Raw genomic sequence first — 12,105 nt, 5'->3', positions numbered from 1 at the left:
CCAAATGTGACTTCATACCCTCGGCGGGATCGCAACGTCAGCTAGAGGCAACCATAGAAATGAGTAGGAGGAGACTTTGATGGTGTCCTGCCTGGAGCGCCGCCTGCCTGGAGATTGAAGAATGGCGGATGAGGTTAGTGAATTCCTAACTGTGCCAATTTTTCGTAGAGCAAACGCCGGTGAATTCCCAGTCTGCGTGCAGCGTCAGACTTGTTGCCGTGGGACTCCTTCAACGCTTGTTGGATGAGATAGCGTTCCCAGCTAGCGACCGCCTCATGGAAAGGCATTCCTTCGACTGCTTGAGCATCGAAGATACCGGGCGCGGCACTCTTCTCTCTGGCTAACTCTTCCTGGATGAGGTCGGGCGTTATAGCTCGCCCCCCGGCTTTGACGGCAGCTCGCTCGATCAGGTGCTCCAACTCCCGCACATTGCCTGGATAGGAGTAATTTTGCAGAGCCACGATGGCATCGGCAGAAAAGCCAGTAAAGGGGAGTCGATTTCGTTGAGCGTAGCGCGCAAGGAAATACTCCGCCAGAGGAAGGATGTCGGACTGGCGTTTTCGCAGTGGCGGGAGGCGGACCGTAAAGGCGTTCAGGCGATAAAACAGATCAGCTCGGAAGGTCTTCTGCTCGACATCCTCCTCCAGTTGTCGATTCGTCGCCGCAATCACGCGAACATCAGCATGGATGGAAGCCGTTCCGCCAACTCGCTCGAAGGTGTGCTCCTGCAGAACACGCAGAAGCTTGGGCTGAAGGGACAGCGGCAGTTCACCGATCTCATCTAAAAAGATTGTTCCGCCGTCTGCGGCTTCAAACTTGCCACGCTTCTGTGCGACTGCTCCGGTGAAGGCGCCACGTTCGTGTCCGAAGAGTTCGGACTCCAGAAGCTCCGGAGGTAAGGCGGCACAGTTGAGAATGATGAAGGATCGATGACTTCTCGCGCTGTTTTGATGGATCGCGCGGGCAACGACCTCCTTTCCCGTTCCCGATTCTCCTAATAGCAAAACGCTGACATCGGTCGTGGCAACTCTGCCAATGTTCTTGAACACTTCAATCCATGCCGGGGAGTTGCCGATGAGCTGAGGCTTCAGCCCTTCACCGGATTCAGCAGGGTCATGGAGAGAGCTGTCTCTGAACCGCTGCTGTCGTAAGACTTCGACCTCGCGCTGCAGCTCCATATGGCGGATCGCGCGCGCGACGGTGGTGAGAGCCAGGTCGATATCGAGCGGCTTGGTAATGAAGTCGTACGCGCCAAGCTGCATCGCCTGCATCGCATTGGGCCCCGTGCCGTGGGCAGTGAGGATGATGACGGGCATGGTGGTCAGCAACCCTTCGGACTGGAGGCTCTTGAGAAACTGCTCTCCGCCACCGCCAGGCATCTTCCAATCGCACAACGTGAGGTCGGGAGTCATGGCCTGAAGCATGGCGATCCCTTCTTCAGCGTTGGTTGCCATTCGAGTCTGATATCCGGCATCGGACAGCAGTTCCTGCAACGTCTCCCGGAAGTTATGATCGTCGTCCACGATGAGCACTTCAGACATCTTGTCCTGCCTCTTGTCCCGCCATGTTTAGGGTATTCCGATCGTTGCCATTCAGTGGCAATCGAAGTGAAGCGACGGCCCCGCCACCTTCGCGGTTAGCGAGAAGTAATTCTCCTCCGTGAGCCTGCACAATCTCAAACGAGATGGAAAGACCAAGCCCTGTTCCGGTGTCCTTCGTGGTGTAGAACGGGTCCAAGGCATGACGCAGAGCTGCTGGCGTAAATCCCTTTCCGTTATCCATGATGTCGATGCGGGCGAATTCGGCCTCAAGCGCCGTCCTGATCGTCACGTTTCCACCTTGCGCTGTGGCGTGCGAAGCCGAATGCACGGCGTTCTCCATCAGGTTGTCGAGCACCTGGAGGAGTCTGCCTCGGTCTGCCGTGACGACGCTGCGCGACGTTGCCTTACAGATAATCTGGATGCCTTTAGCCGCTTCTTTTTCCGCCCACGTCGACGCCGTGATCGCACATAGATCACCCAGTGAGACGGGTTGAAGTTGAAGCTGAATTGGTCTGGCGAAATAGAGGAGACGACTGATGATGGTGTCCAGCCGGTCAATCTCTTCGAGGATCACGGTGCTGCTCCGCCTGGCCGCCTCCGCGTCAGTGGATCGCTGCCACATCTGCGTCCGCATTCGGATCGTTCCAAGCGGATTGCGAAGCTCATGCGCGATCCCCGCGGCAAACTGCCCCAGCGCGGAGAGCCGTTCGTTATGGCGCATTTGAGATTCCAGCGTCCGCTCGTTCTCGATCTTTTCCTGTAAGGCGAGCGCGAGCGAGTCGATCCCATGCAGGACGCGGTCGAATTCTTCGAGCGGAGGACGGTCCTGCATCTGCTGATCTGCTGCCGGCAAGCCACCCTCCATGGAACCCAGCCGTTGGAGAACGATGTTCACGCCGCTGCGAATTTCCGTCGTAACGAATACGGCGAGCAGCGCAGTCATCAGCGCCGCAATTCCGAAGCCGACACTCCCAAATAAGAGCTCGCGGTTCTGTCCGCCCTCGATTCCGGGCAGACGCTCCATCAGCCACGCAGCTCCAGTCACTTCATCAGTAGTCTTGGCGGTTTGATCTGTCTGTGACGGCTCATGGATCGGAGCTGCTACGAAGAGGATGGCATCATGCGTCCCCTCAAAGCGATAGGTCCTTATCGCATTCGCCGCTACGGCCTCTCTCGCAAGATTTTCGATGGTGGGGCGCTCCCGCTCGGGCATACCTTTTTCCGCCCCTGGGCCTTCATGAGTCGGGAAGGCATAGCCAATCAGGGCATCCGCTCTGGCTGCGTAGAATCCGCCTTCGATGCCGTCCTCGTGCTGCAAGGTTTCTGTCGTGAGCCCCTTGAGAAGGTCAGGTTTGGGATGCGGTGGCCTTTCATGTCCGGGGCGCGGTGGCGCCGGAGGGATCGAGGGCGGTGGAGGCGGCGCTGGTGGCCCCGGTTCCATCGCCCGCAGAGAATCATTCGCAGTCCGATGGTCGGCATAGTTCCGCGCGAGACTGACAGCCACGCTGACGAGATGATGCTCGGTGAGGGACAGTGTTTCAGCATGGCGATTGCGAAGAAACGTAAACAGACTGATGGCTGCGGCTGTGAGAAAGAGCAACGTCAGAACGACGAGCAAAAGGATGCGGGAACGGAGGCTTCTCCAAAAGATCTTCGGCATTCGGCTCCTCTCTCGTCATGCTTTTTGAACTTCTATCGAGCATCTGTTGTATTCGTATGCAACCTGGCTGCCATCGGGACTTCTCCCGGGTGTTGGCGGCTTTATGGAGATTCAGATGCGAAGAACCTCAGCCATCGCAAACCATGCGTACGCAATCAGCACAGCGGGTGGGCAGATTGCGGTCAGGCAAAGAGACTCCTGAAGTCCTCGACCCCCGGAAATGCCGCGATTGCAGCACATCGACGATTTCAAGGAATGGCACGCGGCTTGCCCTACTACCGGTTAGAGGTATTGCCGATGTACATTTCAACTTCTCTAAAAATCACAGCTCTCGGATTCGCTCTTAGCTCTGTGGCGTTTGCACAGAGTCCGACTCCCACACCACCAGCACCTCCCGCGGGTATCCCGAATACCGCTCCCGCTCCTTCGCCGGAGGCACAACTCTCGGTAGTCACCCAGTCTTCTCGCGTCCTGGCTTTCAATGCAGGCCCGGGGGGAGAGGTACGCAGCCTGTATCTCCAAAATGGCAGCGTGGTTGATCTTTCACCCGAGCTCGGTGGTCAGCTGGGCCCCGCACTTCACAAGGGCGAAAAGATAACCGTGACTGGCATGAAGTCAGAGATCAACGGACAGTTACAAGTCGAAGCGGCGAGCGTCCGGCTGAAGGATCAGACATTCTCTGCAAATGCGTCGGCTCCCGGGCCACTGGCCGAAGGTGCAGCACCGCCGCCCCCGGGATCCCCGCAGCCAGCGCCGCGACGCAGAAGCAGGGGCGTGGCTCCCCCTCCTTGTGGTGCGACTCCTGATGCCCCGCTGTCAGCGGCGAGTCCTGATGTAGTTCCACCTCCGCCTCCACCGGGACTCGAGGTTGGGCCTCCGCCTACCCCTCCGAACGGAGCACCACCGCCACCACCGGACGGAATGGATCCGCCTCCTCAAGATTAAGATCGCTTGACGAGTGAACTCCTCGCTGTCACTAACCGGATGCACGGGCCTTCAAGGCTCGCGCACCCGATTAGGACATCCAGAACAACCTGGCCTCAAAAAATTAAATCTACCTGCTTGATGGGGCTGGACTTCGACTGCATCGAACGCAATGGTCCTCTCAAGCTGGAGAGCGGCCGCTAAGCTCGCAACGCAAAAGTGTCTGGTTATCCCGAAAGTCATTCTGTATGTCTAACGCTGCTGAAATCGATCCTGGCAAGCAAGAAAGTATCCACGCTCTCGAGGCGACGAACTTCTTTCTCGCCGATGTGCAAACCGGCCTAGGACCGTTTCTCGCGGCGTATCTGGCGGGAGCCGGCTGGGAGCCGGGACGCGTCGGGGTGGCGTTGACCCTCGGTGGCATCATTACAGTAATTCTGCAGACTCCGGCTGGCGCGATTGTCGATCAGGTCAGGTCGAAGAGACTCATCCTTGTTGCCGCCTCCGCGGTACTCGCGGTGGGGGCGGTGCTACTCAGCATCACGGCTGCACCGTGGGCTGTGTATACATCGCAGGTCCTTATCGGAGGAGCCGGGCCATTCCTCGGGCCAACACTTGCTGCGGTCACGATGGGAATGGTCGGCGTCACGTTCTTCGATCGTCAGTTCGGAAAAAATCAATCCTTCAATTCAGCCGGCAATGTGGCGTGCGCTTTGTTAATTGCCGGTATGAGTCATTTCTTCGGGAACCGTGCGATCTTCATCACCGCTGCCGTGCTCACCATCCCCACGGTGCTTGCGATCCGCGCGATCAAGAGCAAGGACATTGATTACGACCTTGCTCGTGGCGGAGCGATCGAGGTGGAGGGTAAGGAGGTCGCTGCGAGAGCTTCTGTGATGAAGACGCTGCTCGGGGACCGCACTCTTCTGATCTTTCTTGCGTGTGCTTTTCTCTTTCACTTCGCAAACGCTGCCATGCTGCCGCAGCTCGGCGAGATGCTTTCGCATGGCTCGCGGGCCTCGGCAGCTCCGTTCATGTCGGCCTGCATCATCGTGACGCAGGTCGTCATCATGTGCTTCGCTCCAGCGATAGGACGCTTCGCCAATCTGCATGGACGAAAGCCTCTACTGCTGGTTGGCTTCGGAGTGCTTCCCGTCCGCGCACTTCTTTATACCTTGACCCACAACACGGAGAGCCTCATCGCGATCCAGCTACTGGATGGCATCGCGAATGCGATCTTTGGTGTGGTCTCGATCCTCGTCATAGCAGACAGGACCCGCGCCACGGGACGCTTCAATCTCGTTCAGGGCAGTCTTGCAACAGCGGTCGGGCTCGGTGCGGCTCTCAGTACGACGTTCGGCGGAAAGCTGATTCAGCACTTCAGCTACCGCATCTCTTTCCTGTCGCTAGGTGCGATCGCTGCACTCGCATTCGCGGTTCTGTGGGCTGCAATTCCTGAGACGCTCACAAACCCGGATATATCAGAACACACATCGTCAACACATACTGCCCAGGAGCTTTCAGCATGAATCACCTCGCACCGAAACGTACCTTTCAACCGCAACCGCCCGACGCTGCAGGCGTGATCAGCTGGGTTCATTTTGGCGACCTCCATATGACCAGGGCCGGTGAGCAGAACCATCTCGATCTTGCAGCGATTGTGAATGAGGTCAATCGAGCCTTTGCTGATTCAGTAAGCTTTGTCTTCCTGCCGGGAGACGTGGCTGACGATGGCAGCCGCGCCGCCTACGCAGTCGTGCGAGGCGAGCTCGATCGCCTGGAGGTTCCGTGGTGTGCCATCCTCGGCGATCACGACGTGCATGAGAAGAGCTTCGCAAACTTTAAAGAGGCGATGTCGGAACAGACTCACTATGCCTTCACTGTAGGAGATACGCGCTTCGTCGCCATGAACGCCTTCGATGTTCCCGAGCCACCCTCCTTCACTGTGAACGAGGAGCAGCTGCGTTGGGTTGAAGACGAGCTGCAAGGAGCAACTCATAGAGGTCAGAAAAAAGTTCTCTTATTGCACTGCTACCCGAGCGACCTGAAGGCTGGCGGAGAGGAGGTGAGTCGTCTCGTTCGTGACTACGATGTTCGACTGATCGATATGGGTCACACGCACTACAACGAACTCGCCAACGATGGCCGCACGCTCTACTCTGCCACTCGTTCTACCGGACAGATTGAAGAAGGGCCGGTTGGCTATTCTGTCACCAGCCTCGATGGTGATGTTGTGAGCTGGCGCTTTATCGAGCTGGGTAAGCTGCCCACTGTCGTGATCACCTCGCCAAGCGATGAGCGGCTTCTGACCAGATCAAGTGAAGTTCTGCAAGAGAGTATCAAAGTGCGTGCAAAGTTTTGGAGTGAAGCGGAGGCCGTCGAAGCGACAGCACATATAGACGGTCAGACACTGCCTATGAAGCGCATCCAGAACAGTCGCGTCTGGCAGGCTGAAATCCCCAAGGTGGGCGAAGGTGTCCATACTTTGAGGGTGTCCTTCAAAGATGCGGATGGCGCGAGCGCGAACGATGAGATGCGTCTCGCGGTTGGACAGCGTACAGAGCGGAAGTCCGAGGAGCGCGATCAGGACAATGCACTCGAAGCGTGGCCGGAACATGGACTTCTCGGAACTCAGCTAGGCCCCAATAAGAACGGAAAGAAGTGGTGATGATTCCGATAGACATTGCACGTATTGTTCTGCCGCTGATCGTGGCCATCAGCATCGCTCTGATGCTGACGCGCCCGCGTGGCATCCCCGAAGTCTGGTGGATCTCCGGCGGAGCGTTGCTCCTTATCGTTCTTCGTCTCGTGCCTTTGAAGTTGGCAGGGCAGGCGGTAGCCAAGGGCAGCGACGTTTACCTGTTCCTCATCGGCATGATGCTGCTCAGCGAACTTGCGCGAGAGCAGGGTGTCTTCGACTGGGTCGCCTCTGTCGCAGTGCGCGGCGCCAACGGCAGTTGCTCGCGTCTCTTCCTGCTTGTTTATGGCGTGGGAACACTGGTCACCATCTTCATGTCGAACGACGCCACGGCCGTCGTTCTGACGCCCGCTATTCTGACGGCGGTGCGCAAGGCTAAGGTTTCGCCACTGCCCTACCTGTTCGTATGCGCGTTGATCGCGAACGCGGCAAGCTTTGTGCTGCCCATCTCGAATCCCGCAAACCTCGTCGTCTTCCACACCGGCATGCCACCCCTGGGAACGTGGCTCGCAGACTTCGGTGTTCCGTCCGTCTTCTCCATCCTCGTGACCTACTTCGTAATGCGCTTTATGTTCCGCGAGGACCTATGCAAGAGCATCGACTGCGAGGTTGAGGATGCAAAGCTGAGCAGCAATGGCAGGCTTGTTCTTGCTGGTCTCGCCCTGATGATTGCGGTGCTGTTGACGGCGTCCGCGTTCAGGAAGGACCTGGGACTGCCTACGTGCCTTGCGGCCCTGGTGATTACCGCAGTCGTTTCCATCAAGGCGAGAAGCAATCCATTTCATCTCGCAAAAGAGATTAGCTGGGCGACCTTGATCCTTGTTGCGGGGCTCTTTGTCATGGTGGATGCAGTGGAGAGTCAGGGAGCGTTGAACCTGACGCAACAGTGGCTCGCCTGGGCATCGCATCTCGGCCAGAACGTTGGCGCGCTTGTTGTTGGCTTCGTAGTCGGTATCGCAAACAACATCGTGAACAACCTGCCGCTGGGACTGATCGCGGGCGGAACGATTCAGGCTGCCCACACAAAAGGACTCATGGCGAATGCCGTTCTCATCGGTGTCGATCTCGGACCGAATCTCTCAGTCACCGGCTCGCTGGCTACCATCCTGTGGCTGCTCGCCCTTCGCAAAGACTCGGCTGAAGGCGCAGGCGGAGAGAAGCTCGATGTGAGCTTCTGGAAGTTCTTGAAAGTGGGCGCCGTCGCAATGCCGGTGGCGCTCTTCGCAGCGCTGGGCGGAGCCATTCTGATGAACATGCTGGTTGGAAAACACTAAACAAGGAGACACTCATGAACGCGAACGCCGGCTGGATCATCCCCTTCATCATCATTGGAGGTGCACTGCAAAGTTGCGGTGCAGCCATGAACGGGCAGCTAAATAAGCATGTTGTGAACCCATGGCTTGCTTCCGCGATCTCTTTCACTCTGATCACATTCTTTTTCGCCGGGGCTACGCTGATCCACCCGCATCCACTGCCAACGCAGAAGGACCTGGCGGAGCTGCCTTGGTGGGCCGTTGTCGGCGGCTTGGTAGGTGCCGTGCAGGTATATGCCGGGCTCACGCTGGTGAATAAGGTGGGTGCCGGGCCGTTTGTCGGCTTCACTGTAACGGCCGCTCTCATCACGTCTCTTCTCATCGACCACTTCGGCTGGTTCAGGATGCAGCCGCACCCGTTGAACGCTAGCCGCATCATCGGGGGCTTGTTGCTGATTGTCGGCATAGGACTCGTAGCCAGGTCGTGACGGATCGAAATCTATGTCGCTCAGCCAGTCGCTGACCGTGTCACACTCTGATCTCGTGTAGCGGCTAAGACGCGTAACGTCGCCATTAGCCGCTTTCGAAACGCCGCCAGATGGGCATACTGAGCATGTATCGGAGGTCTCACGTGCTGCTCTCTATCGCTTGTCCGCATTGCAAGTCGACTGAAATCAGGCGCTCCCAGCGGCGTTTGTGGGAGCGCCTCTTGATGATTTCTCGCGCTTATCGCTGTGACTTCTGCAGCCGCCGCTTCGTGAAGATGCGTGGTTAGCCAATAGATTCGATCGCATCTCGCCACCCCGGTCATGCGAGACGCCGTAGTGCTATCAATTGCAAATGACGCCCGCACTCCTTCACACGTCATATTGCCGTCTCCTCCTTGCCTGCGAGTGTCCTTCCCAGACCTTCGAGATCGCGCTCCCCGTGAGCTTGACGTAGATAGAGGTCTAGTTCGTGATAACGTCGTGCGATCTGTTCATCCATCGCCAACGGATGAGGTCCATAGGCACGAGGCAGGCGATGCAGTATGTCTGAGCAGGCTTGCTCGACCACGTGTCGCAGACGCAGGGCAAGGACCATCGCGTTCCCATCCGGAAGGGCATCGATCTCTGCACCTGCAGAGGCGAGCGCTGATTTCATCATCCATAGAGCCGCATCCATGGCCCCGAGGTGCGCCAATGTGTGAGGGTCCGATCGCTTCGACTTCTTGGCGTAAGAGACGAGCCCTGCCGCGCCACCAACCCAGCACGCTGCCGGGCCGCAGGCACCCTGCCAGAACCCCGGGCGGTTTAGATAGAAGTTCTCTCCGCCAACTCTCCTAAGGTGCGAGATTCTGAATGCCTCGAATGTGATGGTGCCTGTATTGGTGTCTCGAAACGCATCCGTCTGCCACGCACTCAGGTCCGCCCGCAGTTGGTCGGTTTGATCGTGCAGATCGATGTCGAAGAGGAAGCTCTTGGGGTCATTCACTGTTACCAGTGCTCGGTCCACGATTCCGAGTCCGCTGCAAAACGGCTTGCTCCCGGTCAAGAGGAAACCGTCTCCGTGCGGGCGCAGACGAAGCGCCCGTCCTGGTATCTCCGAGGCCCAAACGCCATAAATTGCGTCTGCCTTCGGCTCGATTCCAGACTCTGTAAGAATTGCCACGGCGTCCCAATGCGCTTCGGCAAGCTTAGCGAGAGAAAGATCTTCTTCACCTATCTCAAGTAGGCGTGTCAGCCTCTTCGGTGTTTCCCCACCGCCAAGTGATGGAAGGCGCTCTTTGACCACCTCTCGGAGGCGGCTTTTCAGTTCGCTCGATGTCAAACGGTCACCTCATTGTGCGCCGCCAAGGCGCCTGCGAACCCCAAAGGCGCTCTTCCAACTCGCCTTCCGCTGGTCAAAACGCGGAGCCGTGCGTCCGAGACACGATTGCATCCACTGACGCCCAAACGGCTCCACAAATCGTGATCTTCGGCTGTCTGCAGGCGTGCCCACCCTCCGGCCTCCTTGTAAGCGTCTGCTCGGATGCCGAGGTTGGCTCCATGCACGTGAGGATGTGTGCCATCTGCGTGGATAAGATACGTGGTGCGGAAGAGGTCGCGAACCCGTGGCTGATGTTCCTCGAAAGAGTCGACGTCAATCGTGCCTGCAACGGCAGCAATGCCCCTTTGCCCCATCCTGACCTGATCAAGCAGCCATGCGGCTGGTACCTCGCAGTCGGCGTCTGTGTTGGCAAGCCAACATTGGTGGAGGGGCACTTGAGATCTTCGTAAGGCGATCTCCGCAGCAGCGATACGTGCCGTGCCCACGCAACCATATCTCCCCGTCATCGCGCAGCCGCGATCTGCGAGCATCTTCTTTGCGATCTGGTAGGTCTGGTCTGTCGAAGAATCGGATACCACGATCACATCACTCGTAACATCTGAAGGCAGAAGTGCGCGAGCGCGTTCCAGGGAAAGTAGACAGCGGGGTAGAAGTTCCTCTTCGTCTCTAGCGGGGATCAGAACGGCAATATGCCACTGGTTCATATCCGTTCCCAACGTTCCAGGCGAAAGCCTGCGTGGCGCTCTCTCTGCTGAAGGCTGAGCCGTGGATCTGCCAGCAGAATTTCATGCACCAGATCTCCACTGATTTCATGATCGCTTGAAGTGCCAGTCCAATGTGCAGCAAGCAAAGTTGATCCAGACTTCATCTCAGCGACGATCTCTTGTGTGATCTGTCTCCATCGATCCTCCGCGAAGTAATAACCAATCTCGCTAAGGACGATAAGGTCAAAAGGAGCGTAAGAATCGATCTCTTCCAGACTGATACAAGCAAGTTGGACATGCGTTAGCTTCTCGCACCGCTTCGCGGCTTCCTTGAGTGCTGTGGGCGAAAAGTCGAGTGCGAAGACGTTTTCACAGATAGTTGCGAGCCCTTCGGTCAGAACACCAATGGAACATCCCGGTTCGAGTGCAGACCGATAGGTAGAGCCATCGAGCATATGAAGAATCGCGTCGTACCGTCGCAACTCGTAATCGCTGCTTTCAAAGTTCCATGGGTCCGTGCTTGCTTTGTATTTGGCCTCAAAGAAGTCGGCGCTTGAGTGGCTGTAGGCATTCATGATGGGAGATAGACCTCAAAGTTGCGCTGCATTGGATCAAGCAGATCGGCAGGCAATATGGGATGCCCGCTCGGATGATAGAGCTGTGAATCGTGACAGCGCAGTGCGTCCTGCTTTGCTGCGAGGTCGTCGTCGCTAAGAGGGAAGGAGACGAGACTCAAACCATCCAGAGTCGATGGTGTGCCTCTGTGCCAGGTCCAGAAGAAGTAAAAGGTCAGGTGCGCACCTGCCGCCTGGGCCGCGACCTGCGCTGCGCGGCCACAAACCTCATGGTCCGGGTGAAAGTCTCCGGTCCATGGAGCGATGACATGCATGCCAGGCCTCACGATGGAAGATAGCGAGTTTTCAAGCTCCGATTGGACCTGGTGCAGACCGCTATCCGGCAGCCTCAGGCGATAAACTTTGTGCTGCGGTACTCCAAGAACGGCGAGCGCCGCTTCTTGCTCGGCCACGCGAACAGGACCGAGACCGGACTCGCCTTCGTAGGCACTCTCCCCATCCGTCACCGCGACAACAGATACATCCGTGCCTGCGTGTGTGAGCGAATGAATGAGACCACCCACCGACAGGGTTTCATCATCAGGATGAGGAGAGAGGATGAGTGTCCGCGTGTTGGGAGGGTGCCAGAAGGGGAGCCCACCAAGCGCCTGCAGCCAGTCCGGCTCGCTAATAATCGACGTCACCATCTAAACTGTGATGCTGAGCTTAAGGGCTCGTTCGATTCTGAACGATACGTCCAGCTTCACTAAGTCAAAGTGTTTGTGCCTCTACGAAACCACCTGTCGTGCAGCGGACATTGCCATACAGCGGCTTTCGTCTGGCGTAAAGAGCAATTGCCTGAACGCAGTTCAGCAACCTCTCTCCCTTTGAGACCTACTTTGTAGATGACCTAGAGATACAGGCTTCCGAGAAGCCGACTTCCCGGTACTACCCCGATATAA

The 12,105-nt window shown here is 57.4% G+C and carries 10 protein-coding genes; 4 read left to right on the top strand and 6 right to left on the bottom strand.

What is annotated here, in order from left to right; translation table 11 throughout:
• Positions 1-134: 134 nt before the first annotated feature.
• Together OHL14_RS17945 and OHL14_RS17940 are read right to left on the bottom strand one after the other, a co-directional pair.
• Complete coding sequence (locus OHL14_RS17945) at positions 135-1,541, bottom strand: sigma-54-dependent transcriptional regulator (protein ID WP_263380757.1); 1,407 nt, start codon at positions 1,539-1,541, stop codon at positions 135-137.
• On the bottom strand, positions 1,534-3,201 hold the full coding sequence (locus OHL14_RS17940; RefSeq protein WP_263380756.1) for a sensor histidine kinase: 1,668 nt from the start codon (positions 3,199-3,201) through the stop codon (positions 1,534-1,536). Before OHL14_RS17940 ends, OHL14_RS17945 begins: the two co-directional genes overlap by 8 nt.
• A gap of 1,172 nt (positions 3,202-4,373) precedes the next feature.
• On the opposite strand from OHL14_RS17940, the gene OHL14_RS17935 reads away from it, so the two are divergent.
• From OHL14_RS17935 to OHL14_RS17920, 4 genes are read left to right on the top strand one after another with little or no spacing between them, the layout of a single operon-like run.
• Positions 4,374-5,654, top strand: a complete 1,281-nt coding sequence (locus OHL14_RS17935; protein WP_263380755.1) for an MFS transporter — start codon at positions 4,374-4,376, stop codon at positions 5,652-5,654.
• On the top strand, positions 5,651-6,793 hold the full coding sequence (locus tag OHL14_RS17930) for a metallophosphoesterase family protein (protein WP_263380754.1): 1,143 nt from the start codon (positions 5,651-5,653) through the stop codon (positions 6,791-6,793). The genes OHL14_RS17935 and OHL14_RS17930 overlap by 4 nt, the downstream gene beginning before the upstream one ends.
• The gene (locus OHL14_RS17925) at positions 6,793-8,097 is read left to right on the top strand and encodes an arsenic transporter (RefSeq protein WP_263380753.1); all 1,305 of its coding nucleotides are present in this window, start codon (positions 6,793-6,795) and stop codon (positions 8,095-8,097) included. The genes OHL14_RS17930 and OHL14_RS17925 overlap by 1 nt, the downstream gene beginning before the upstream one ends.
• A 14-nt stretch (positions 8,098-8,111) precedes the next feature.
• Positions 8,112-8,564 (top strand): DMT family transporter, encoded by a 453-nt coding sequence (locus OHL14_RS17920; protein WP_263380752.1) that lies wholly within the window; start codon positions 8,112-8,114, stop codon positions 8,562-8,564.
• A gap of 376 nt (positions 8,565-8,940) precedes the next feature.
• Here OHL14_RS17920 and OHL14_RS17915 read toward each other — a convergent pair whose 3' ends face one another.
• From OHL14_RS17915 to OHL14_RS17900, 4 genes are all read right to left on the bottom strand, one after another.
• Positions 8,941-9,570: a hypothetical protein gene (locus OHL14_RS17915; protein ID WP_263380751.1), complete on the bottom strand. Its 630-nt coding sequence runs from the start codon at positions 9,568-9,570 to the stop codon at positions 8,941-8,943.
• A gap of 311 nt (positions 9,571-9,881) precedes the next feature.
• The gene (locus OHL14_RS17910; RefSeq protein WP_263380750.1) at positions 9,882-10,589 is read right to left on the bottom strand and encodes a glycosyltransferase; all 708 of its coding nucleotides are present in this window, start codon (positions 10,587-10,589) and stop codon (positions 9,882-9,884) included.
• Positions 10,586-11,164: a nodulation S family protein gene (locus OHL14_RS17905; RefSeq protein WP_263380749.1), complete on the bottom strand. Its 579-nt coding sequence runs from the start codon at positions 11,162-11,164 to the stop codon at positions 10,586-10,588. Before OHL14_RS17905 ends, OHL14_RS17910 begins: the two co-directional genes overlap by 4 nt.
• Positions 11,161-11,850, bottom strand: a complete 690-nt coding sequence (locus OHL14_RS17900) for a PIG-L deacetylase family protein (protein WP_263380748.1) — start codon at positions 11,848-11,850, stop codon at positions 11,161-11,163. The genes OHL14_RS17905 and OHL14_RS17900 overlap by 4 nt, the downstream gene beginning before the upstream one ends.
• Positions 11,851-12,105 lie beyond the last annotated feature (255 nt).

The sequence above is a fragment of the Granulicella paludicola genome, assembly GCF_025685545.1.
GTDB classification, from domain to species: Bacteria; Acidobacteriota; Terriglobia; order Terriglobales; family Acidobacteriaceae; genus Granulicella; species Granulicella paludicola.
This window is presented reverse-complemented; position numbering and strand designations above follow the sequence as displayed.

Coding starts and splice junctions, on each gene's coding strand:
- OHL14_RS17905 (WP_263380749.1), bottom strand. CDS start 11,164: ATGAATGCCTACAGCCACTCAAGCGCCGACTTCTTTGAGGCCAAATAC.
- OHL14_RS17925 (WP_263380753.1), top strand. CDS start 6,793: ATGATTCCGATAGACATTGCACGTATTGTTCTGCCGCTGATCGTGGCC.
- OHL14_RS17900 (WP_263380748.1), bottom strand. CDS start 11,850: ATGGTGACGTCGATTATTAGCGAGCCGGACTGGCTGCAGGCGCTTGGT.
- OHL14_RS17940 (WP_263380756.1), bottom strand. CDS start 3,201: ATGCCGAAGATCTTTTGGAGAAGCCTCCGTTCCCGCATCCTTTTGCTC.
- OHL14_RS17935 (WP_263380755.1), top strand. CDS start 4,374: ATGTCTAACGCTGCTGAAATCGATCCTGGCAAGCAAGAAAGTATCCAC.
- OHL14_RS17910 (WP_263380750.1), bottom strand. CDS start 10,589: ATGAACCAGTGGCATATTGCCGTTCTGATCCCCGCTAGAGACGAAGAG.
- OHL14_RS17930 (WP_263380754.1), top strand. CDS start 5,651: ATGAATCACCTCGCACCGAAACGTACCTTTCAACCGCAACCGCCCGAC.
- OHL14_RS17920 (WP_263380752.1), top strand. CDS start 8,112: ATGAACGCGAACGCCGGCTGGATCATCCCCTTCATCATCATTGGAGGT.
- OHL14_RS17945 (WP_263380757.1), bottom strand. CDS start 1,541: ATGTCTGAAGTGCTCATCGTGGACGACGATCATAACTTCCGGGAGACG.